The organism is Pelotomaculum terephthalicicum JT, assembly GCF_022410535.1.
In the GTDB taxonomy this organism is placed as follows: Bacteria; Bacillota; Desulfotomaculia; order Desulfotomaculales; family Pelotomaculaceae; genus Pelotomaculum_D; species Pelotomaculum_D terephthalicicum.
Genome location: NZ_JAKNBL010000001.1, coordinates 1 through 21558, shown reverse-complemented (window position 1 = coordinate 21558; position 21558 = coordinate 1). Strand labels below are relative to the sequence as shown.

The window sequence follows — 21558 nt, the reverse complement described above, 5'->3', positions numbered from 1 at the left end:
AATGAAACACCTGATTATCGGGACTGCCGGTCACGTCGATCATGGTAAAACAGCCTTGGTTAAAGCTATGACTGGTGTTGACACTGACCGGCTGAAAGAAGAAAAAGAGCGGGGTATCTCGATTGAGCTCGGTTTTACCGCCTTGAAGCTGCCGGGCGGACGCAAGGCCGGCATTGTTGATGTGCCCGGGCATGAGCGCTTTATCAAGAATATGCTGGCCGGGGCCGGCGGCTTTGACCTGGTGCTTCTGGTGATTGCCGCTGATGAAGGAGTAATGCCCCAGACCCGTGAACATCTGGATATCATCCAGTTGCTTCAGGTAAAAAAGGGTGTTGTTGTGCTGACCAAAGCCGACCTGGTGGATGAGGAATGGCTTGGTTTGGTAAAAGAAGAAGTGCAGGATTTTTTAAAGGGCACGGTTTTAGAGGATGCTCCTTTGGTAACAGTTTCTGCTGTGACCGGTCAAGGCATCGGCGGCTTGCTTGAGCTGCTGGACCGTGTGGCGGAGGAAACTCCGGCTAAAACCGTAGCCGGCCCGCCAAGGCTGCCCGTGGACCGGGTGTTTTCCGTCACGGGTTTCGGTACAGTGGTGACAGGAACGCTGGTAGCGGGTGAAATCCGGGTTGGTGATTCAGTGGAAGTACAGCCGCAAGGACTGATCGCCCGGGTGCGGTCTCTCCAGTCACATGGTGAAAAAGTCGATTTTGCCTGGGCCGGACAGCGGGTGGCGGCCAACCTGGCCGGTCTGGAGGTCGAACAAATCAGCCGCGGGAGCGTGGTGGCGGGTGTAAACAGTCTTACCCCGTCATACCGGCTGGACGTGCATTTATTATTGCTCAAAAGCGCCGTCAGGCCGCTGAAAAACCGGGCTCCGGTTCGTTTTCATCTTGGGTCCGGTGAAATCCTGGGGCGGGTCGTGTTGCTGGACCGGGAAGAACTCGAACCAGGAGCGATAGCTTATACCCAGATTGAGCTGCAAGAAAAGACGGCCGCGGTCAAGGGGGACCGGTTTGTGCTCCGGTCTTATTCACCTATGCTGACTATCGGCGGCGGGATTGTCATTGACCCGGCGCCGGGGCGCAAGCACAAGCGCTTTCGCAGCGAAGTGCTGAAGGCTCTGGAAACCCGGGAGCGGGGTACGCCGGCCGAGATTTTAGAAGAATATTTGCGGAGCAATCCCGGATTGCCTGAATTGATGGACGCGGCGGCAGGGACAGGGTTCCAAGTGTCCGAGACCGATAAATTGGCACGAGAGCTTGCCCTTCAGGACAAGGTTAAGATAGTGCCCGGCGACGGGAAAGTCTACCTGGCGCTGATTGAAGTATACCGGCGTCTGGCCGGTGAGCTGCAGCAAATGCTGGAATCCTACCACCGCGAGTTTCCCCTGCGGGAAGGGTATCCTAAAGAAGAACTTCGTTCCCGGAAATTTCCCGCGCTGAATAATAAAGTTTTTCAATTTCTGCTGGCTGCCCTGGAAAATGATCAACTGGTCCGCTGCACGGCTCAGGCGGTTGCCAGTCCGTCCTTCGTTTCTGGCTCAGAGCCGAAAATGAGTTTGATAATTGACCGGATCAGGAAGGAATTGGCCGAAGCCTGCTTTCAGCCCCCGGCATGGAGCGAACTGACCGCCACGGCGGGCTTGAGCGAGAACGCTGGTTTGGAACTGCTGCAGTATTTCTTGAGAACCGGTGAACTAAAAAAAGTGGGCGAAAATCTTTATTTTCTTGATGAAACTCTCAGTATGGTCAGACAGAAGGTTGTTGGCTTTTTGCGTGAAAATGGTGAGATTACGGTACGTGAGCTGCGCGATCTTTTACAGACGAGCCGCAAATATGCCCTGCCCTTGCTCGAGTACTTCGACAAGGAGCGGATTACCCGGCGGGTCGGCGACAAACGGCTGCCCGGCAAAGCATTGGGCTGATCAAGGTACTTACTGATGCCTGGAGGTTAATTGAATACTATGTTAAAATAGTAAAAAGCAACGTTGATAACGTTAAAAAGATAAATGCTCAGGGGGCAGGAATCAGGAATGTGAGAACGGTTCGTCATCATTAGGTATGATCATTGTGACTGCCGGATATTAAATTAAAGAAAGTTTAAAGAAATTAGAAAAAGGAATTCAACAGGTATGAAGGTCGACCTGCTTGGGATAAATATAGACGCCTTAGATCTTGAAGAAACGGTAAGACGGATTGCGGAATATATTCGTCACGGACTGCCGCGCCGGGTGGTGACGATTAATCCTGAATTTTTATATCGTGCGCGGGCTGACCGGGAACTGTGCAAACTGGCCGGGCGCGCCGATTTGGTAACCCCGGATGGAGTTGGAATTGTTTGGGCCTGCCGGGTAGCCGGGAGTCCGGTGCCGGAACGGGTCACCGGTATTGACTTGATGATGCGCCTGGTCGAACAGGCGGCTGTGGAGGGGTGGAGTATCTTTTTGCTCGGCGCGGCTCCGGGAGTCGCGGAGGAGGCAGCCGCCAGGTTGAGTCTGGATTACCCGGGCTTAAGAGTCGCCGGTGTCCACCATGGATATTTTAAAGATAATGAAGAAGCCGAAGTAGCCGGGATAGTAAGGGAATCCCGCCCCGACCTGCTTTTCGTGGCGCTTGGGGCGCCGAAACAAGAGTGGTGGATAGATAGAAATCTCCAGGAAACCGGAGCGGTTGTTGCCGTTGGGGTGGGGGGCAGCTTTGATGTTGTGGCCGGAAAAGTGCGCCGCGCGCCGCGGTGGATCCGCCGCTTGCATTTGGAGTGGCTGTTCCGCCTGGTAAAAGATCCTTCACGCTGGCGCCGCCAGGCCGTCCTGCCTTTGTTCGCCTGGCTGGTGCTCAGGGAGTACCGATTTAAAAGGCGGACGCGGTGACATCTGTCTGACGTTTGAAGATTAATTAACTGGTTTTCCTGGGGGAGCATTTATGCCCAAAGTGGTAATTTCAGGGTATTATGGTTTTCATAACAGTGGTGACGAGGCGATCCTGCATGCTATGTTACAGGCTCTCAGAGGTGTAATGCCCGGCCTGGAAGTTACCGTATTATCCCGGGAACCGGGTTACACCACCCGGGAATTTGATGTCCGCTCCGTTTCGCGCAACAATCCCTGGCAGGTTTTTCAAGCCATTAAGGCGGCGGACATGTTAATCAGCGGCGGCGGCGGGCTTTTGCAGGATGTGACCAGTCCCCGCAGCATAATTTATTATTTAGGCGTTGTCGCAATGGCTGTGCTTATCGGCAAGCCCGTTTTCTTTTACGCCCAGGGTATCGGGCCTGTGCACACCGCTTTAGGCAGGACGGCGGTGCGGCTTGTGGTTAATCATGTTAACGCTGTCACCGTACGTGATGCCGATTCAAAAAGTGAACTTGTTTCTCTGGGTGTTAAACGCCCGCATGTGCAGGTGACTGCCGATCCTGTCCTTGGTCTGGAGCCGCTTCTGATTGACGTTGAAAAAGGGCGTAAGATTCTTGCCTCCCTCGGCGTGGGCGGCGGTCCCGTAGCCGGTTTGTCCGTAATACCGTGGAAGGGTCTGAGCCGTTATAAGGAAGTGGTGGCCAGAGCGGCCGACGATTTGACGGCGCAAGGATGGCAGGTGCTGCTGATCCCGATGCATAACCCGGTAGACATTGAGACATGCCGGGAGGTGGCCGCCCTGATGCGTGGAAAACCTCCTTTCATGCTTGGCTCCGGAACAAAATACAAGGAATTGCTGTCTATTGCCGCCAACCTTGATCTGGCGGTGGGTATGAGGCTTCATTTTCTGATATTCAGCGCGATTTTCGGCGTTCCGGTAGTTGGTATTTCCTATGACCCGAAAGTGAACCGTTTTCTACAGTCGCTCGGGTTGCCAACTGGTTTAAGTCCCGAATGCCTCGAATATAACGAGCTGTCCTTGAGAATAAAGCATGCTGTGCGCAACCGTGAAAAAATAAGCGCGGATCTTCAAGAACGGGTGGCTCTCTTGCGTAAGCAGGCTTTAAAAAATGCCTCGCTGGCTGTCGAACTTATTCGGCCTGATTAACGTCTATATAATAAAGGCGGTATAAGTTGTCTTGATATGGGAGGAATTGGGCCGGCTTGTGTCGAATTCTGCAACAGGAGGGTTTGATTGTCATGAATAAATTTAAGACGGTTTTTATCGTTTTGCTTGCTGTTATAGTAATTTCTGTTCTGGGTTATGCCGCTTTTGCCGGCGCTGACGATGAACCGGGCGGAAGCAGCGACCCGCTGGTCACTCAAAGCTATGTCGACCAGTATATGCAGTGGAAAATAGTTGATTTAAAAACAGGTCAGATTTTGCAGGGCCATGCCGGGACGGAGCTTATCACCAGGCGGGGACAGGCGGTTGTAGTCGATGCAACCGGCAACGGCATTCCGGATGTCACCGGGGGTGCGGATATTCATGCCGGCAGCGCGGCGCCGCTTAATCACCTGCTGGTAGTGCCCAGGGACGACGGGCGCGGCGTGAAAGCCCAGTCGCCGGCTGTGGTGATGTACCGGGGCGGGGCGACGGTGCGGTAGCTTTGAGAAATGTTGAACCCTTGTCAGGATTTAAACAATTAGACAGATAACAGCTTAGTAAAGTGTTATTCCAATGGGGTGAGTTGATGAGGATAACCAGGCGGCGAAAATTAAGAAGGAAAACGCCTTTTGTGGTTATTTGCCTGTTGTTGTTGACGGTGCTGGCCGGCTGCGGCATGCTGCTGAAAGATATGTTTCCATTTGAAACTCCGGATATAGATATACCTAATATATTTGAACCTACTCCCGAAAGGCTAAACGTGCTGCTGCTGGGTATAGACGCCAGGAAGGGCGAAACCATGGCCCGCACCGACACGTTAATCCTGGCCAGCGTCGACCAGAAGAGCAAGCAGGTGGCCTTGCTCTCCATCCCGCGGGATACCAGGGTGAACATTCCAGGCTATGGTATGGATAAGATCAACAGCGCTTCTGTCTACGGCGGGCCGGAGCTTACCACGAAGGTTGTCTCGCAGTTGCTTGGCACATCGATAAAATATTATGTGCTTGTCAATTTCAGCGGTTTTAAAGATATCGTGGACGCCCTGGGAGGCATAACCTATGATGTTGAACAAGATATGGATAAATCTGGCGAAGGGATTCACCTGAAGAAGGGCGTACAGCACCTTGACGGTGACAAGGCGCTGCAGTACGTGCGTTTCCGGGATTACCCGCTGGCGGATATCGAGCGTACCCAGCACCAGCAGAAGTTTTTAATGGCGCTGGGCAGAGAAATGCTTCAGGCCAGCACCATTCCCAAGTTGCCCAGACTGGTCACTGAAATCAACCGTTATGTAAAAACCAACTTGCCTGCGACGGATTTATTAAAACTGGCTTCGTCGGCTTCAAAGAACATGGAGAACGGCAATTTTGTCGCCCAGACTCTGCCCGGGCGGCTGCTGGATATCAATGGAGGGAGTTACTGGGGAGTGGATCCTGCTGAAGCCAGGCAGGTGCTGGCAAAACTCTTCAAAGGGGAAACAGAGACCAATGTCGTGCTGACTACCCCGCTGAGCGGCCAGTACGGCGGCTCAAGCGGTTCTAAGGCAACTTCCCAGAAATCAAGTGAAACAGCAGCCACTGCCGACCAGACGAAACAGCAGCCCGGCACCCAAACGCAGCAAGACCAGAACGGGACCAAGCAGACTGGCGGGCAGACGACTACTGACAAGTCAGGTAAAACCGGCGCAAAAAGCAGCAATACCAGTGGTTCCACCGGCAGCAAGATCACTATTACGCCTGGAGATACCGGTAGCGCCGGCACAGGAACATCCCGTAAACCAGATGCTTCTTCTGACGCCACCCAGAGCAAAGAAGGAGTCAACCCCGGCATACCGGGGGCGAAGGCAAAAACTTAAAGCTTCATAAATTAACTGAGAAATTAGCCGAAAGCTAAATGAAAGCTAACTGCCCGAAAAGAAAAAAAGGACTTCTCTTTAAATTCTCTTTAAATGAGAAGCCTTTTTTTCTTTTTTTTATTTCATTTTGTCTTTGCTATTGGTTTAGTATAGTCGCGCCATAAATAGTTCCGTTTACAGAAAATACATTGCTTTTAACGTTTATTTGCGCGCCGATTTTGATTTCTTTGTTGCCGATCATAATAGTGTTGTCTGTTACGACGGCCGGTGACTCTATAGTGATGATCACGTCATATTTTTCCGGCACATCAGCCAGCACAACCCTGCCGTCAAGCGTAGGCACGGCCTCTTGATACGGAAAAACCTCTTTCTTAACGACATTTCCCAGCGGAATGTTGGTTTGTACGTCTCGCACGGCTTGTCCTTCTTTAATGCTCTCTGCCGTAGGAATGCGCACTTTCTCAACATAAACCTTAAATTCGATATGACCGTTTTGTAAAGCCAGCGCCCGGTTCACAAATGCTAGCTTGTACACGCCGGCCGCGAATAGGGCAAGGATTAGGCCGATGATAATAATATCCACAAAATTAAATTTTACGTTATCCTTTTTTTTATGCATTCTGCTCATTCCTTTCAGAGCTGATCTGTTGTGCCGTAAGTTTTTCCAGCACAAGAACGATTGCTATCAGCAACCAAAGCAAAATTCCCAGCTTGTAATACCAGAGAAAATAATCCACTAGCGAGTGGAATAAAAACCCCGCCAGCGCTCCCATTACTCCCGCGTTCAGGCTTCTTGCGCCGGCGCTGCCTGCCGCGCTTAGTTTAAGCCCGAGGCGGAATATGCCTACAAACAGCCAGCCAAAAACCACCAAGCCAAGTATACCAAACTCGCTGATAATCTGTAAATACAAGTTATGCGAGTGGGGAACCACGTTGGAATTAATCATATGCGTGTAGTACACTCGGGCAAAGGCTTTTCTCCCCAGCCCGACCCCGGTTTCCCAGTGAGTTTTAAGCAGGGACAGGGTTGACTGCCAGGTATCCAAACGGTACAAGTTGGATGTATCTTTAGTTGAAGTGATTGTAGACAACCGGTTGATAATCGTGGCGGGGAGGGCGGAATAGACGAATATCCCCGCCACGGCCAATAATTGCACAAGCAGCTTGTTTTTAAACAGCGTGAAGAAAACCAGGGCGCCCACAAACGCCAGCCAACCGCCTCTGGAATAAGTCAGGAGCAGGCAGAAGACGGCGGTAGCCGCTGTCGAAATGAAGAAAATTCGCAGGCCGGCTTTTTTAGCGCCGAAAGCCGCTCCCAAGGATAGGGTCGACAGCAGGATCATATATTGAGCCAAGAGGTTTGGATTGTCAAAAACAGCGTAAGCCCTGTTTTTTATTTCCGGGTTCTGGGTAATGTCGACCCATTCTTTCTTTAGCTCAATGGCATTTACCCCGGTATAAAACTGGTAGATGGCGTAGCATGCTGTAATCAGGCCGGCAACGGCCAGGCAGGTGATTAAGTTGTCCAGCTTTTCCCGGCTGTCAATAGTATTCACGATCACAAACAAATAAATCAGACCGGTGACGGGGATGAAGAATTCTCCGGCGCTGTCCCAAAATGAAACTGAAGTGACGGTGGCATAGAACATTACCCCAAAATACAACAGCAGGGGTATGAATAAAGGCGACAGGTAGAAGTGGAAGTGAGGGCGTTTGGCTGCTTTAATAATGAGGGATAGGAAAGTCACCAGCGCCAGCGCCAAAAGCGCTTTCAGCGGCGCGAAAGGCAGCAGCAGGGCGGCGGCGTACAAGCCGTACTCTGTTTTGTAAAGCGTTCCGACTGTCAGCAGAACGGCTGCGAGCACGATTAGCGACTGCTTAAATGGCAGCAAGAAAAAGGACAACGCGGTCAAGGCGGCCAGTGCGAACAAAGCGGCGTAAATGATCTCCCGCTGCCGCGCTTCAATTCTCGCCGGTATTTTTAAGCGATTTTCCACTGTGCCGGTTATTTTGCGCAGCAGTGTGAATGTGCCGCTTTCTCCGGTCATGTTGTGGTTCAGCAGCCGCCCTATATAACTATCTTGGTAAGATGCGCGCAGGAAGCGCGTTAAACGACCGGTAAGACTGAGGTCAAATCCTTTTGCCCACATGGCCGCGTTTTTATTTAATGCCCTTTTCCCCAGCGTAATAATGTAGCTTTGCATGAGCGTATACATCCGACCTTTTTGATAATGTAATAACTATAATGGCATTCAGAAGTCAGGAGTCATAATTCGGAATTTTTAAAGACGATATAGCGTTCTCTTATTCTGACTTCTGGTTTCCGGCTCTTTAAATTATGAGGAGTTTGCAAAAGTAACTTCGCAGGTGGTGAGTAAAACGTCAGCCAGCTCTTTAACCCGCGCCGGCCAGGAGTGTTTTTCCATCATGGCGATTTGACGCCGGGCCCTGGCCGGATCATGCTCTTTGAGCGCCTTGTCGGCTTCGGCGGCGAAATCCTCTCTGTCTGAAACATATACAAAATCGCGGAAATCGCCAACAGCCGGGAGAGCCGTTGATATTACCGGTTTGCCGGTGGACAGGTACTCATATAGCTTAAGCGGGTCTGAAGCCAGCGAATGTTCATCTTCTGTCCGGGGCAGCAGGAGCGCCGCCGCGTGTTGCATGTACCCGGGCAGCACGGCGTAAGGTTTGCTCTTCAGCCAGTAAACATTAGTTTTGCTGAGCAATTCTCGCCACAGGCTGGCATCAGCCGCGCCTTCATAGTAATGTCCTATCAGTGCCAGCGAATACCCCGGCCTGTCGTCTGCCAGTTTGATTAACAGCTTCAAATCGATCCAGGAGTTGATCGAGCCGGTATACATTAAGACCGGCTGAGGCATGCCCGCTATTTCCTGTTCCGGCGGGAATTTGTCCCCTGCGAAATGTTCCACGTTTACACCGTTTTTAACAACATGCACATCCCGGTGATAAAGAGTGGAATACTTGCCGGCCAGTTCCGGAGACACGGCGATTACCGCGCTGCTGTTGGCCATCATGTATTGGTAAAATGATTTGTTGCCGGCCAGCACGCGTGGATTGTTTTTTATTTCCGGGAAGGCGAAAGAGTCATCTAAGATATGGAAAACCAGGTATTTAGGTTTTAATTTTTTGATAAACTGGGTTTGCGTATAACTCCAGGATGAAATATACACCAGCGTTTGCTCACGCCAGGCATGTCCGTATAAACGTCCCAGTATGCGGTCAAATTCAGCGGCCGTCAAGCTGTCCGCGTATTTCCTCAATCCAAGGGATACCGGCGCAAAGCCGAGAGGCGGCGTGTATACTGTGACACCGCCGTGGACTGCCTGCCCCCAGCGGATGTTGCGCAGCAAGTAGACAGGATGAGCAAGCGCGCCCCTGAGACCGCGGGGAGGCTCTATGTACAGACTGTCCGCCTCCGTGCATGCGGCGGTCAAAAACCGCACCGAGTCGTTTATTTCGCTGTAATTCCATGGATTCATTCCCATAAATACAACCGCCCGGATTTTCCTCAACTATTTGCCCCCCGTCATGCCGGCGTTAAGAATCTACTAAAAACAGCGCAGGCTTTAGATTATTTTATAACATGAAGGCGAAAGACTCAATGATCAACATTTTCATTTACTGTCTAGCGCATCTATGTAAAATGTGTTATGATCATGTCGGATTTTTCGAATAGACGGCGGTGCATCAAGGCTGGCGTCTTTACTTTTATGCGGCGATATTGCTTAACTTAATTTCTTAAATTTGTGTAGGGGCTGAGCGATAAGCAAAATGTTCAGAGGGGGCGGTTGGCCTTGTCATTCGTTACCGGGGCGGTAGCCCGGGCTGCCATTGTACTCGTCCTGTTTAACGTTGCGTCCAAGTTGACGGCGCTGGTGCGTGAAATGGTGATTGCCCGGCAGTTTGGCACGACTGCTGTCATGGACGCCTACCTGGTGGCTTTTTCGCTTCCTTCTGTTTTGTTTTATCTTTTCACCGGCGCGTTGGCGACCGTTGTTGTCCCTATCTACTCTGAATACGCCGCCGCCGGCCGGGAGCGTGAAGCATGGGGTTTGTTCGGCACTTTTTTTCATGTGCTGCTGCTGCTGCTGGCCGTGGCTACCGCTTTGGGCTTGCTCTTGGCTCCCTGGCTGGTCAAACTGCTGGCGCCTGACTTTCCCGGGGATACGCTCAGCCTGGCCGCATCATTAACCAGGTGGATGTTCCCGTTCTTGATCTTCAGCGGGCTATCCGCCTTGTTCAGCGGCCTGCTCAATGCCAGGAACATTTTCGCGATCACCGCCCTGAACGGGCCTTTATCCAACCTTGCGGTGATCATTGCCGTCCTGGTCTTGAGCAGCCAATGGGGCATATACGGGATGGCGCTGGGAGTGCTGGCCGGCGGGGCGGCGGGGATGGTTGTGCAATTGCCGGCCTTGCGCCGGGCGGGATTTAGCTTCCGTCCGGGAGTGGCTTTAAACCACCCGGACTTGAAAAGAATTTTTAAACTGGTGCTGCCGATAACCCTGGGATTTTCGATTAGTGAAACTTATATTTTAATCGACCGCTATTTGGCTTCCGGTTTAGCCGAAGGAAGCATTTCAGCGTTAAACTATGCCAACAGGCTGATTCAAATGCCGCTGGGCCTTTTTGTCACCGCCGTGGGGACGGCGGTGTTTCCCGCCTTAACCCGCCGGGCCGCCGGAAAAGACTTGCGGGGTTTGGGGGAAGGGGTGCTCCGTTCGCTGCGGTTGGTTGTATTGGTCTGTGTCCCGTCGGCGGTTGTATTGCTAATGCTGCGGGAGCCGCTGGTAACGCTTTTTTTTAAACGGGGTGTTTTCGATGACCGTGCCACTTATATGACTGCCGCCGCCCTGTTTTTTTACTCCTTTGGCCTGATCGGCCAAGCCGGTGAATTTATCCTGACGCGAGGCTTTTTTTCTCTGCAGGATACCCGTACTCCGATGATCCTCAGCGCCGTGGCCGTGCTGGTCAACCTCGGGTTCAGCCTCGCTTTGATTGGTTCCCTGCAGCACGGCGGCCTCGCCCTGGCCAACTCCATCGCCGCGCTGGTTAATATGATCCTGTTGACCTTTTTCTTGAACCGCCGCTTGGGCGGTATGTGGACGCCGGAGATGTGGCGGTTTATCTTGTATGTCATACTCGCTTCTCTAGCAATGGGTGGCGCCGTCGAGGCCATGACCCGTTGGATAGGCCTGCCGGCCTTGTCCGGCACGTTCGCGCTGGCAGGGCAGATGGTTCTGGTCGCGGCGGCCGGCCTGGCAGTTTATCTGGCTGCGCTTACGGTTTTGCGTATTGAGGAGACCCGTCAGCTTTGGGATTTTATCAAACATTACTTATCGCATAAGCGGCCGGGGGGTATGAAAGATTGAAGAAGGAAGCGATTGCAGCAAAGCTGCGCTGGCTGATTGCCGGCATAGTGCTGATATGCGTGGTATTTGCGGCCTGGATGGCGGTTTTGGCCGGTTTGACCAACCGTGCCCAACGTATTCCGGTGTTAATTTACCACAATATATCAGCGGAAAATATCACTGACCGCAGCAGGAATCTGACTTCCGGGGCAAGTTTCGCGGCGGAAATGGAATTTCTGCACAACAACGGCTATCAGGTGATTCCGCTGAAAAAGCTAATCAGTCATATGCAATACGGTGAAAAATTGCCGGAAAAAGCGCTCGTGATAACCTTCGACGACGGGTATGAAGGTGATTATAAAGTGGCATATCCTATTTTAAAAAAGTACAACATGCCGGCCACCATTTTTTTGATTGCCAACAGGGACCAGTATTTTGGGCCGGACGCGCCTCCCATGCTCACCTGGGAAGAGATGAGGGAGATGGAAGGGAGCGGCTTGATCGATATCCAGGCGCATACGTATAGCTTGCACTGCCCGGTATATACCGGCAAGGAGCGGACATCCCTGAAGCCGGCGACGGTTGCCGGGGCCTATCGGCCGGAACTTGGACGCCGTGAAACAAAGAAGGAATTTGCCGACAAGCTGTATGAAGATTTTTTGCTGGCGCGCACCACGATCGAAGCCAACCTGCAGAAGCAGGTCGATACCATGGCCTGGCCGTTCGGGGCTTATAATTGCACATCCCTGCGCATGGCCCGCAAGGCCGGATTCAAGTATTTTGCCACGACCCGGAGAGGTATGAACGAGTATGCCGACAGCGTTCAGGTTATCCGCAGGATTAGTGAGGACGACAATATCTCCCTGGACCAGTTTGCGAAGTTCATTGAACCGGATTATTCTTATTTCAGGCAGCTTAGGCAAGTGACCTTCAGGTACTTGAACCGCTTGACAGAGCTTTTCGTTTTATGAAGCTGGTAATAATAAGAGGAGTCAGGAGTCAGACAATGAAGCTTCGCTTCATTGTCTGACTGATAAAAATGGTTAAGATTTTTTAGGACAGAATGAGAGCGGTTTATCTTCTTAATATATTCTGAATACTGACTCCTAAATACTGTAAATATGTCAAGAGCCGGGAGTCGAAAGCCAGACGTAAGGAGTAAGAAGTCGGAACTGAGAATGAGAGGCAGGTTTATCGTTTGAGGTTTTCTGGATTCTGAATACTGGAATAATAACGATGGAGGTAAATACTTACAGATAAGATACTATTGTCTGAATGGCAGGAAATGCACCAGTTTTGTAGAATTTAGATATGTTGTAGTTTTTGGCCAAATTGTTTAAACTCAGGGGGTTTACACAGATGAAGATGATCATGAGGGTAACCTTGTCGTTATTGACCGTTGCCATTCTTTTTTGCCTGGTGACCGCGAGTGCCGATGCCGGCGTGTTGCCGGTGCGGGGTTCTTTTTTTAGCGTGCAAAGCCGGCAGATGGAAACGGTCGGTGAAGGGGTGGCCCTGATTGATTACTCGCTGGACCTGCAGGGCGACCCGGTCAGGATGGCGGTTTTGCAGGTTGATTTAAAAAACCCTTACGTAAAAATAGAAGGTTTGATCGGTTCGGACGGGACGCTGGAGAGTACCCAGCAGGTAAGTAAAATGGCCGAGCGCAGCGGGGCGGTGGCGGCGATAAACGCCGGCTTTTTCATTATGGCCCAGGGCAAGCCGCTGGGTATGATTGTCAAGGATGGGAAACTGGTGTCCAGCCCGATTATTCGCGATGACATGCCGGTTTTTGCCCTGGGCATGGACGGGCGCCCGCTGATGGACTTTTTTCAGTTTAACGGGGAAGTGAAGGCCGGCAACGGGGCTGTGTTTCCTCTTTTCGGCGTGAACAAGCCGCTTTACAACATGGAGTACGGCGGGCTTTCAGATACCGACCATCTCACCCTGTACGACCGGAACTGGGGACAATACAGCCGCGGCGGCAATGATGAACTGCCGGGTGCGGTGGAAATTGTGGTGGAAAACAATGTCGCGACGAAACAGGTTGTGGCCGGCGCGCCGCTGCCGATTCCCGCTAACGGTTATATTCTCTGGGGCCATGGCGCGGCCGCGGATTTTATGTCTGAAAACATGCCGGTCGGCTCGCGGGTTAAAGTCAGTTATCAAACGACCCCGGCTTTTGAAAAAATAGAAGTTTCTACGGGCAGCAACAGCTTTTTGGTGCAGGGGGGAAAGGTGGCCGCGTTTCAGGAAGAGTTGAAAGGCAACAATTCCCGCACCGCAGTCGCGTCTTCTGACAGCGGGAGGTTTCTCTATCTGGTCGCGGTGGAAAAAAGCAGTCGGAGCAGGGGTTTGGAACAGGAAGAACTGGCTGAGTTGCTGGTGGCCATGGGTGTGGAAACGGCTTTGAATCTGGACGGCGGCGGCTCGACCACCATGGTGGCGAAACATCTTGGTGACACCGACATATCCAACATTGTTCAACCTAAAGAAGGATGGCAAAGACCGGTAACCGACGGCTTGGGAATATTTAACACGGCCCCGCCCGGGGAGCCGGCGGGATTGATTATTAATGGTCCGGATGTGGTGTTGGCCGGGACTGACAGCAGCTATACCGTGAAAGGCTATGACACGCACTTTTATCCGTGGCAGCCGCAAAATCTTAGCTGGCGCGCCAATGGCGGAGGAAATGCTGTCAATGGTATTTTCAGCGCCGGCAGCGGCGGCGATGTGGTGATTGAGGTCACCTCCGGCACGGTTAAAGGAACAAAAAAAGTGCATGTAATAGGCAGTGATGAGATCAAGGCTTTGCAGGTTGAGCCTGCGGTTATCAAAGCCGGCAGCGGCCAACCGGTGACATTGACCTTTAGCATTCTGACCCGGGACGGTCAGGTGCTGCCGCTGGAAGCCCGTTATGTAACCGTCCACGCCAGTACCGGTACGGTAAACAACGGTATATTTTACCCGGGGAAAGACGACGGCAAAGGTGTACTGGCGGCAAGCTACCAGGGTTTGACTGTACAGGTGCCAATTCGCGCGGCAAGTTTATTCAAAGACACGGTAGACAACTGGGCCGAGGAACAAATCAACGAATTAGCTGAGTCCGGTATTATCAAGGGCTACGAAGACGGTACCTATCGTCCGGCGGAACCGGTTACCCGCGCTCAAATCGTCGCCTTGCTGGCGCGGCTGCAGCAGTGGCCGCCGGGTGAAGAGCAGCCGAACTTTAAAGACAAAGTGCCTGACTGGGCGCGGGATGCCGTTGCCGCCGCCGTGGCGCGCGGTGTGGTGAGCGGGTACGCGGATCGAACATTTCAGCCTGACCGGCCGGTAACCAGGGCTGAGGTGTCTGTCATTCTCGATCATGCCATTAATTTTGCAGGCAAGGAGACAGGGTTGGATTTCAAGGATGCCGGAATTGTTCCCGATTGGGCGAGGGCGTCAATGGCGAGGGTTGTTTCAGCGGGAATTATCAGAGGTTACGAAGATGGCTCCTTAAAACCCGGGGCCAATCTTACCAGGGCGGAGATAGCTGTTTTAATTACACGGCTGATTGAGCTAAACTATGTGAAGGTGGAACAATGATGTGGCGCCGGTAACAGTGTTAATAACACTGATGAGTCTGGAGATAGGCGGTGCGGAAACACATGCTGTAGTTTTGGCGCGCCATTTGAAAGAGATGGGATACCGGGTGATCATGGCTTCCAGCGGCGGTGTTTTTGAAAAAACAATCGCCGGCAGCGGGATCAGGCATTACCGGTTGCCGCTTGATAATTCCAGGCTCCATTCCTTATATCGTTCCGTAGCCGCGATTAAATCAATAATCGCGGCTGAAAATGTCGCGCTGGTTCATGCGCATGCCCGTATTCCGGCTTTTGTTTCTGATTTGGCCAGACGCCTTACGGGGATTCATATGGTCACTACCGCCCACGCTATGTTCACGGCAGGCTTTCCTTTAAGATATTTTTCCATGTGGGGGGAGAAGACTATTGCCGTCAGTTCGGACGTGAAAGAACACATGATCAAGTATTTTGGTCTGGCGGAGGCGGATATTGTGTTAATCCCCAATGGAATAGATGTTGAAGCTTTTAATCCGGCTTTGCCGGTGGGGAAAATTGCGGGTGAGCTAAAGGGCGGCTCAGATAAAAAGTTGATTGTTTATGTCAGTAGACTTGACGAATTGCTGGCTCCAGTGGCGGTGAACCTTATTGAGGCCTGCGGCAGGCTTTATGGTGAATTTCCGTTTATTAGCCTGTTGATCGTGGGAGACGGGAAACGCGCCGGGGAAGTGGCGGACAGGGCGAAGGATGTTAATGCCGGAAAAGGAGTGGAGTTGGTCAGGCTGTTGGGCGCCCGCACCGACGTAAACTTGATCATGGCGGCTGCCGACTTGATCGTTGGGGTAAGCAGGGTGGCGCTGGAAGCAATGGCCAGCGGCAAGAATGTCATTTTAGCCGGTGGGGAAGGCTATGGAGGGTTGATTCAGGAAGGTAGTCTGCCTTTGTTTATCAATGATAATTTTACCGGGCGTCAGTTTAATAATAAAGCCACCGTTCAGGATTTTGAGAATAACGTTCGAGAATTCTTGCAGTTGCCCCCGGAAGCCCAAAAGCGTATGGGCTCATTATTGCGGGAATTTATTGTGGAGAATTACAGCAGTGCGCGAATGGCAAGAGAAACAGCCAAGGTTTATGAGAAAGTGCTGAACAAATAGTTCAGGAGTCAGAATTCAGGAGTCAGTATTCAGAATATAGTAATCAGTAATCAGAATATTTAAGGCCATAAACTTTCTTTTATTCTGTCTTCTGACTACTGAGGATGAGGTGTCAGTTGCTCAGGGTACTGCACATTATCAGTGATACAAATATTGGTGGGGCCGGCCGGCATCTATTGACCTTCCTGGAGCATTACGACCGTGCAAAGCTGGCGGTCTACGTGCTCTGCCCGCCAGCGTCTTTGCTGCTGGAGCAGTGCGCTGCACTGGGTGTCAAAACATACACCAGTTCCTATTTAGCCGGAGACCGGTCTTTTGGCGGGCGCGGCCTGTCCGGCCTGATCCGTGAAGTAGGCGCCATTGCCCGGAATTGCCGGATAGACATTGTACATACACACGCTTCCTTTTCGGGACGAATGGCGGCCAAAGCAGCCGGAGTTCCCCGCATAGTCTACACAAAACACCGGATGGACTGGGAAACCTCCCGGGGCTGGTTTAAAAAACGGGTCGTAGCTTTTTTAAACCGCTTGACCAGCCACAAGGTGATCGCTGTCAGCCTGGCGGTAAAAGAAGATCTTTTGTTAAATGGTGTGCCGGAAGAGAGAATTGCGTTGATTTATAACAGTGTTGATATAAAAAAGCTAAGGGGGCAGGCCGGGCCGGAAAAACTGAAATTTATTCCGGGTGTTGGAGACAGCCGGGTAGTAGGCATGGTAGCCCGTCTGGAACCGGAAAAGGGCCACCGTTATTTTCTGGAGGCGGCACGCGCGGTGCTGGCTAAGCTGGAGAACGTTTATTTTATCGTGGTGGGGACCGGCTCTCTTCTTAATAGCTTAAAGGAGACCGCGAAGATTTTAGGGATTGGTGAGCGTGTGCTTTTTACCGGCTATCAGGACGATATTGCCAGGTTCATTGCCGCGATGGATGTGATGGTGGTACCTTCGCTCACGGAGGCTTTCGGCATTAGCATGATTGAAGGCATGTGTCTGGGCAAGCCGTGTGTGGCCAGTGCCGTGGGCGGACTGGTGGAGATAGCCGGTCAGGACGGGCGGGCTGCTTTCCTTGTCCCGCCGGGTGACGGGGAAGCCATTGCGGAAAAGGTTATTTTCCTTTTGGAAAATCCTGACTTGGCGGCGGCAATGGGGCTGCGGGCCGCGGAAGAAGTGGAAAAAAGGTTTTCCGCTGAGAAAATGGCGGATGAAATCACCAGTCTTTATTACGAAATGATAACAGGTAATAAGTTACAATACAGTATTCGGGAATAAGAATGAGAGAACGATTTATCTTCTTGAATTATTCTGAATTCTGACTCCTGAATTCTGAATACTTGAATTGTATTTGAGGAGGTATTTCTTTTGCTTGATATTAATCAGATTCAGGAAATATTGCCGCACCGTTACCCATTTTTATTGATTGACCGGATAGTTTCATTGGAAGAAGGTAAAAAAGCCGTGGGGATCAAGAATGTTACTGCCAATGAACCTTATTTCCGGGGGCACTACCCCGGTTTTCCGGTAATGCCGGGGGTGCTGATTGTTGAGGCCATGGCGCAGGTAGGGGCGGTGGCAATATTAAAACTGCCCGAATACAGGGGGAAAATAGCTCTTTTTGCCGGCATAGACAAGGCTCGTTTCCGCCGCCAGGTTGTTCCGGGTGATCAGCTGCGCATTGAGGTAGAGGTGCTAAAGCTGCGCAGTACGGTTGGTAAAAGCTACGCGGTTGCTTATGTGGAGGAAGAGATTGCCGCGGAAGCTGAACTGATGTTTATGGTGCAAAAAAACAAGGGTTAATTTAGCGAAATTAAATGCAATAAGGCGTAAGAGGAAATAATACAGCGTCTTAAAAAAAGAAGTATGCAAAAACATACATAAATATACAATAATCATTTAATTAGCTTGTTTACTATTATTTTTACTAATTGTCGTATTAATGCTTAATCGGATAAAATATTTATAGTGTTGTGCTTTGGACTTGCCTTACTGGAGGGATTTTTGTGCAACTACCGGTAACGGCTATTCTTCTGGCTTTGGGAATAGCTCTTTTGGTTACCCCGCTGGTCAGGAAGTGGGCTTTTAAATGGGGGGCCTTAGACCGTCCCGATCGAAGAAAAGTGCATGAGCGGCTGATGCCCAGGCTGGGCGGGCTGGCTGTTTATCTGAGCTTTGTGGCGGCAGTGCTGCTTACCCAAGAAGTAACCCCACAAACCATGGGGTTGATTGTCGGTGGCTCGTTAATTGTCTTGCTTGGCTTAATCGACGATACCAGGGGGGTATCACCCCGGGTCAAGCTGGCGGGACAGATAGTGGCTGCTTTTGCGGTGATACCTTTCGGTCTTGAAGTTAAATTTATAACCAATCCGTTTTCTGCGGAAATGATTGCCCTGGGGTTGTTCAGTATACCTGTTACTGTGTTATGGCTGGTATCAGTGACCAATGCTGTTAATTTGATCGACGGGCTGGACGGACTCGCCGGGGGTACCACCTTTATCGCCCTGCTGACTCTGGCGGCGGTCGTATGGATTGAAGTTACCCGGGCCGAGATCAGTTCACCCGGCCAGAGGGGAGCTGTTGTCCTGGCCTTGATCCTGGCCGGCGCGATATTTGGTTTTTTGCGCTATAATTTCTACCCGGCGCGGATATTCCTGGGGGACACAGGCTCAATGTTCCTGGGTTACAGCGTGGCCGTTTTGGCAATAATGGGACTGGCTAAGGGTGCTACCTTTATTTCCGTAATAATTCCGGTGGTAATTCTGGGGATCCCCCTGCTTGATACGGTTTTCGCCGTTGTCAGGAGGTATTGCGGACACAGGCCTATTCTTCAGCCGGACAAGGAGCACCTGCACCACCGGCTGCTGGAGATGGGGCTAAGCCATCGCCAGGCGGTGCTGTGTATTTATGCGGTAAACATTATCCTTGGCTTGAGCGCAATTTTGCTGACGCTGCTTACGCCAAAACAGGCTGTACTGTTGTTAGCGGCGCTTTCTACCATTATCTTAATCGCGGCGAACAAGATAGGCGTTACCGGGATAGGGAAGCCAGGCTCTTATTTGCCGTCATCCGGAAAGCAGCAACGGTCCTCCCGGATGTAGACGGGGGAAGTTATGAGGGAGAGAGGTATGCAGATGAAAGTGAGAAAGGCTGTTATCCCTGCGGCGGGCCTGGGTGTCCGCTTTTTGCCCGCTACCAAGGCGCAGCCCAAAGAGATGCTGCCGATAGTTGATAAACCGACAATCCAGTACATAATTGAAGAAGCGATTGCATCCGGGATCGAAGATATACTGATTATTACAGGCAGGAATAAACGGGCTATTGAAGACCACTTTGACAAGTCACTGGAACTGGAGTATCAGTTAAAAGAAAAAGGGAAGTTCGATCTTTTGCAAATGGTGCAGGATATCAGCGAGCTTGTTGATATCTATTATGTGCGCCAAAAAGAGCCTTTAGGGCTCGGACACGCGATTTATTGCGCCCGCCAGTTTATCGGCGATGAGCCTTTCGCGGTGCTTTTGGGCGATGATATTATAAGAAGCCGGGTGCCATGTCTTAAACAGTTGATAGATCTATATGAGGATTTGCAATCCACAATTGTTGCGGTTCATGAAGTCCCCCGGGAAGATGTAAATAAGTACGGTATTATTGACGCGGTTCCGGAAAAAAACAAGGTGTTCAAACTGATTGATCTGGTTGAAAAACCGCCTGTGGAGAGCGCGCCGTCCCGGCTGGCGGTGATGGGCCGTTACATTATCAACCCGCGCATCTTCTCGATTCTGGCCGAAACCAAGCCGGGGGCCGGCGGGGAGATTCAGCTTACCGACGCGCTGAAGGTGTTATGCCGTGAGCAGCCAATGTACGGTCTGGCTTATGAAGGCCGCCGTTATGACGTGGGTGACAAGCTGGGCTATCTTCAGGCGACGGTGGAATTTGCCCTGGCGCGGCCCGACCTGGCGGAAGGGTTTAGGGAGTACTTGAAAACAGTGTTGGCCGGAGAATAATAAAACAAACCCCGCAAAGTTTACCTAACTGCGGGGTTTGTTTTATTTACTTCTTTCACCGAAGCCCCTTGCTTGCAGCCGGGGCTTTTAATTTGCCCAAGGTATTTCTCGAACATTTTTCTTCTTGTGCGAAGTTTTTTTAAGATTTTGTATTTCTCCATTTAATCCCACCCGCTATTATTATTCCCGATAATTTTGCAAGTCAAACCCTGCGTGTATAATCATCGTTATAACCGGTAAACTAATTTCTGTAGATTATATTGGAAGGGGCGCTAAATTATGAATGATTATCTGGAAATATTAATCAGATCACTAGGCGCTTTTGCCGGCGTTATTTTTATTACCAGATTGGTCGGCAAGTCACAGGTCGGGGGTTTGAATATAGCCGACTGGGTAAACGGTATTGTTATCGGTTCCATAGCCGCCAGCCTGGCCACTGATTTAAAAACACCGGCTGGACTCTATGCGTTCGCGCTGCTGATTTTTTTGGTTTTAACCATGGCTGCGGAATGGGTTGGGGTGAAGTACCGCCCCGTGCACAAGCTGTTAAGCGACGATCCGACAATAGTGGTGCATAACGGGGTAATCCTTGAGGGAAATATGCATAAAATGCGCTACACAGTAGATGATTTAACCTCACAGCTGCGCCAGAAGAACGTATTTAATATCGCGGATGTTGAATATGCTATTGCTGAACCGGACGGTGAATTAAGTGTGCTGTTGAAAAGCCGGGTTGCGCCGGTTACTCCCCAAGATCTCCAGATGCCGTCCAAATACAAAGGGGTGCCTTCTGAATTAGTGATAGACGGGGTGATTATCCGGCAAAATTTAAAGCAAAACAACCTGGAAGAGGATTGGCTGTTGGGGGAATTACAGAAACAGGGTATCCAGTCACTCCAAGAAGTGTTTTACGCCAGTCTGGATCAGGACGGTAATCTTTATGTTGATAAGAAGCAGGATAAAATGGCTTACACACAGGATATTACTGATAAACTGCCGGGGAAAATGCCGCAGTAATAAGTTTACTTTTCAAAACGCAGCGCCTCAATGGGGTCCAGCCCCGCCGCTTTCTTAGCGGGGTAATAGCCGAAGAAAATCCCGATTGCCGCTGAAAAGCCGGTGGAAAGAAGAATGGAAGAGAGCGTGATCGTAGTTTGCCACCCGGCGAACTGCGAGATGATTTTTGACCCGGATATCCCGATCAGTATTCCCGCCAGACCGCCAACCAGGCAAAGAGCGAGAGCCTCCACCAGGAACTGGTTGCGGATGTCGCTTTCAGTGGCCCCCACCGCCATGCGCAGGCCAATTTCCCTGGTTCTCTCCGTCACGGAAACCAGCATGATATTCATGATGCCGATGCCGCCCACCAGCAAAGATATGGCCGCCACACCGGCCAGAAACAGAGTCAGCACGGCTGAGGTGCTTTCCACTGTTTCCAGCAAAGAAGCCATGTTGCGCACGTTGAAATCGTCAGAGCTGGTTCCCGTCAGGCGGTGCCTTTGCCGCAAAAGATTCTCAATGCTGCTTTGGACATAGCTCATGCTTTCCTGGGAGTCGGTCTGCACGTTAATCATCCTGACGTAATTTACCCCGAGCATTCTTCT

Annotated in this window: 19 protein-coding genes; 14 read left to right on the top strand and 5 right to left on the bottom strand. The window is 51.2% G+C overall.

The genetic code is table 11. The annotated features are described in order from the left end of the window. The first annotated feature begins 1 nt into the window (after position 1). The 5 genes from selB (at position 2) to L9W92_RS00075 (ending at position 5871) form a co-directional block, all read left to right on the top strand. Positions 2-1921, top strand: a complete 1920-nt coding sequence (gene selB / locus L9W92_RS00095) for a selenocysteine-specific translation elongation factor (RefSeq protein ID WP_240081734.1) — start codon at positions 2-4, stop codon at positions 1919-1921. 207 nt (positions 1922-2128) lie between these two features. Next, a complete protein-coding gene (locus L9W92_RS00090) occupies positions 2129-2866 on the top strand; it encodes a WecB/TagA/CpsF family glycosyltransferase (RefSeq protein WP_240081733.1) in 738 nt (245 codons plus the stop codon). A gap of 52 nt (positions 2867-2918) precedes the next feature. Then, on the top strand, positions 2919-4016 hold the full coding sequence (gene csaB / locus L9W92_RS00085) for a polysaccharide pyruvyl transferase CsaB (RefSeq protein WP_240081732.1): 1098 nt from the start codon (positions 2919-2921) through the stop codon (positions 4014-4016). A 92-nt stretch (positions 4017-4108) separates the two neighbouring features. Next, positions 4109-4516, top strand: coding sequence for a hypothetical protein (locus tag L9W92_RS00080; protein ID WP_240081731.1), 408 nt, complete (start codon positions 4109-4111; stop codon positions 4514-4516). Positions 4517-4602: 86 nt separating this feature from the next. Next, the gene (locus L9W92_RS00075) at positions 4603-5871 is read left to right on the top strand and encodes an LCP family protein (RefSeq protein ID WP_240081730.1); all 1269 of its coding nucleotides are present in this window, start codon (positions 4603-4605) and stop codon (positions 5869-5871) included. A 136-nt stretch (positions 5872-6007) separates the two neighbouring features. Here the strand turns inward: L9W92_RS00075 and L9W92_RS00070 are convergent, their stop codons facing one another. From L9W92_RS00070 to L9W92_RS00060, 3 genes are all read right to left on the bottom strand, one after another. Then, positions 6008-6490 (bottom strand): DUF4330 domain-containing protein, encoded by a 483-nt coding sequence (locus tag L9W92_RS00070; RefSeq protein ID WP_240081729.1) that lies wholly within the window; start codon positions 6488-6490, stop codon positions 6008-6010. After that, complete coding sequence (locus L9W92_RS00065; RefSeq protein ID WP_240081728.1) at positions 6483-8075, bottom strand: O-antigen ligase family protein; 1593 nt, start codon at positions 8073-8075, stop codon at positions 6483-6485. The genes L9W92_RS00070 and L9W92_RS00065 overlap by 8 nt, the downstream gene beginning before the upstream one ends. Positions 8076-8207: 132 nt before the next feature. Next, a complete protein-coding gene (locus L9W92_RS00060; RefSeq protein WP_240081727.1) occupies positions 8208-9407 on the bottom strand; it encodes a glycosyltransferase in 1200 nt (399 codons plus the stop codon). A gap of 282 nt (positions 9408-9689) precedes the next feature. Here L9W92_RS00060 and murJ point away from each other — a divergent pair, with 282 nt between their 5' ends. From murJ to galU, 8 genes are all read left to right on the top strand, one after another. Then, positions 9690-11267, top strand: a complete 1578-nt coding sequence (murJ, locus tag L9W92_RS00055) for a murein biosynthesis integral membrane protein MurJ (RefSeq protein ID WP_240081726.1) — start codon at positions 9690-9692, stop codon at positions 11265-11267. Continuing rightward, entirely contained in the window at positions 11264-12217 is a 954-nt protein-coding gene (locus L9W92_RS00050) for a polysaccharide deacetylase family protein (protein WP_240081725.1), read from the top strand. The genes murJ and L9W92_RS00050 overlap by 4 nt, the downstream gene beginning before the upstream one ends. A gap of 388 nt (positions 12218-12605) precedes the next feature. Continuing rightward, positions 12606-14834 (top strand): S-layer homology domain-containing protein, encoded by a 2229-nt coding sequence (locus tag L9W92_RS00045; protein WP_240081724.1) that lies wholly within the window; start codon positions 12606-12608, stop codon positions 14832-14834. 1 nt (position 14835) lies between these two features. After that, the gene (locus tag L9W92_RS00040; RefSeq protein ID WP_240081723.1) at positions 14836-15963 is read left to right on the top strand and encodes a glycosyltransferase; all 1128 of its coding nucleotides are present in this window, start codon (positions 14836-14838) and stop codon (positions 15961-15963) included. A gap of 116 nt (positions 15964-16079) precedes the next feature. Next, on the top strand, positions 16080-17228 hold the full coding sequence (locus L9W92_RS00035; RefSeq protein ID WP_240081722.1) for a glycosyltransferase family 4 protein: 1149 nt from the start codon (positions 16080-16082) through the stop codon (positions 17226-17228). A gap of 90 nt (positions 17229-17318) precedes the next feature. Then, complete coding sequence (gene fabZ, locus L9W92_RS00030) at positions 17319-17753, top strand: 3-hydroxyacyl-ACP dehydratase FabZ (RefSeq protein ID WP_240081721.1); 435 nt, start codon at positions 17319-17321, stop codon at positions 17751-17753. Between the two features lie 203 nt (positions 17754-17956). Further along, positions 17957-19051 (top strand): MraY family glycosyltransferase, encoded by a 1095-nt coding sequence (locus L9W92_RS00025; RefSeq protein WP_376741763.1) that lies wholly within the window; start codon positions 17957-17959, stop codon positions 19049-19051. 33 nt (positions 19052-19084) lie between these two features. Then, positions 19085-19954, top strand: a complete 870-nt coding sequence (gene galU, locus L9W92_RS00020) for a UTP--glucose-1-phosphate uridylyltransferase GalU (RefSeq protein ID WP_240081720.1) — start codon at positions 19085-19087, stop codon at positions 19952-19954. Positions 19955-19974: 20 nt separating this feature from the next. On the opposite strand, the gene L9W92_RS00015 is transcribed toward galU, so the two are convergent. After that, a complete protein-coding gene (locus L9W92_RS00015; protein WP_240081719.1) occupies positions 19975-20115 on the bottom strand; it encodes a hypothetical protein in 141 nt (46 codons plus the stop codon). Between the two features lie 118 nt (positions 20116-20233). On the opposite strand from L9W92_RS00015, the gene L9W92_RS00010 reads away from it, so the two are divergent. Beyond that, positions 20234-20971, top strand: a complete 738-nt coding sequence (locus tag L9W92_RS00010) for a YetF domain-containing protein (RefSeq protein WP_240081718.1) — start codon at positions 20234-20236, stop codon at positions 20969-20971. Positions 20972-20976: 5 nt separating this feature from the next. Here L9W92_RS00010 and L9W92_RS00005 read toward each other — a convergent pair. Then, on the bottom strand, positions 20977-21558 hold a 582-nt coding region (locus tag L9W92_RS00005), incomplete at its 5' end, for an ABC transporter permease (protein WP_240081717.1).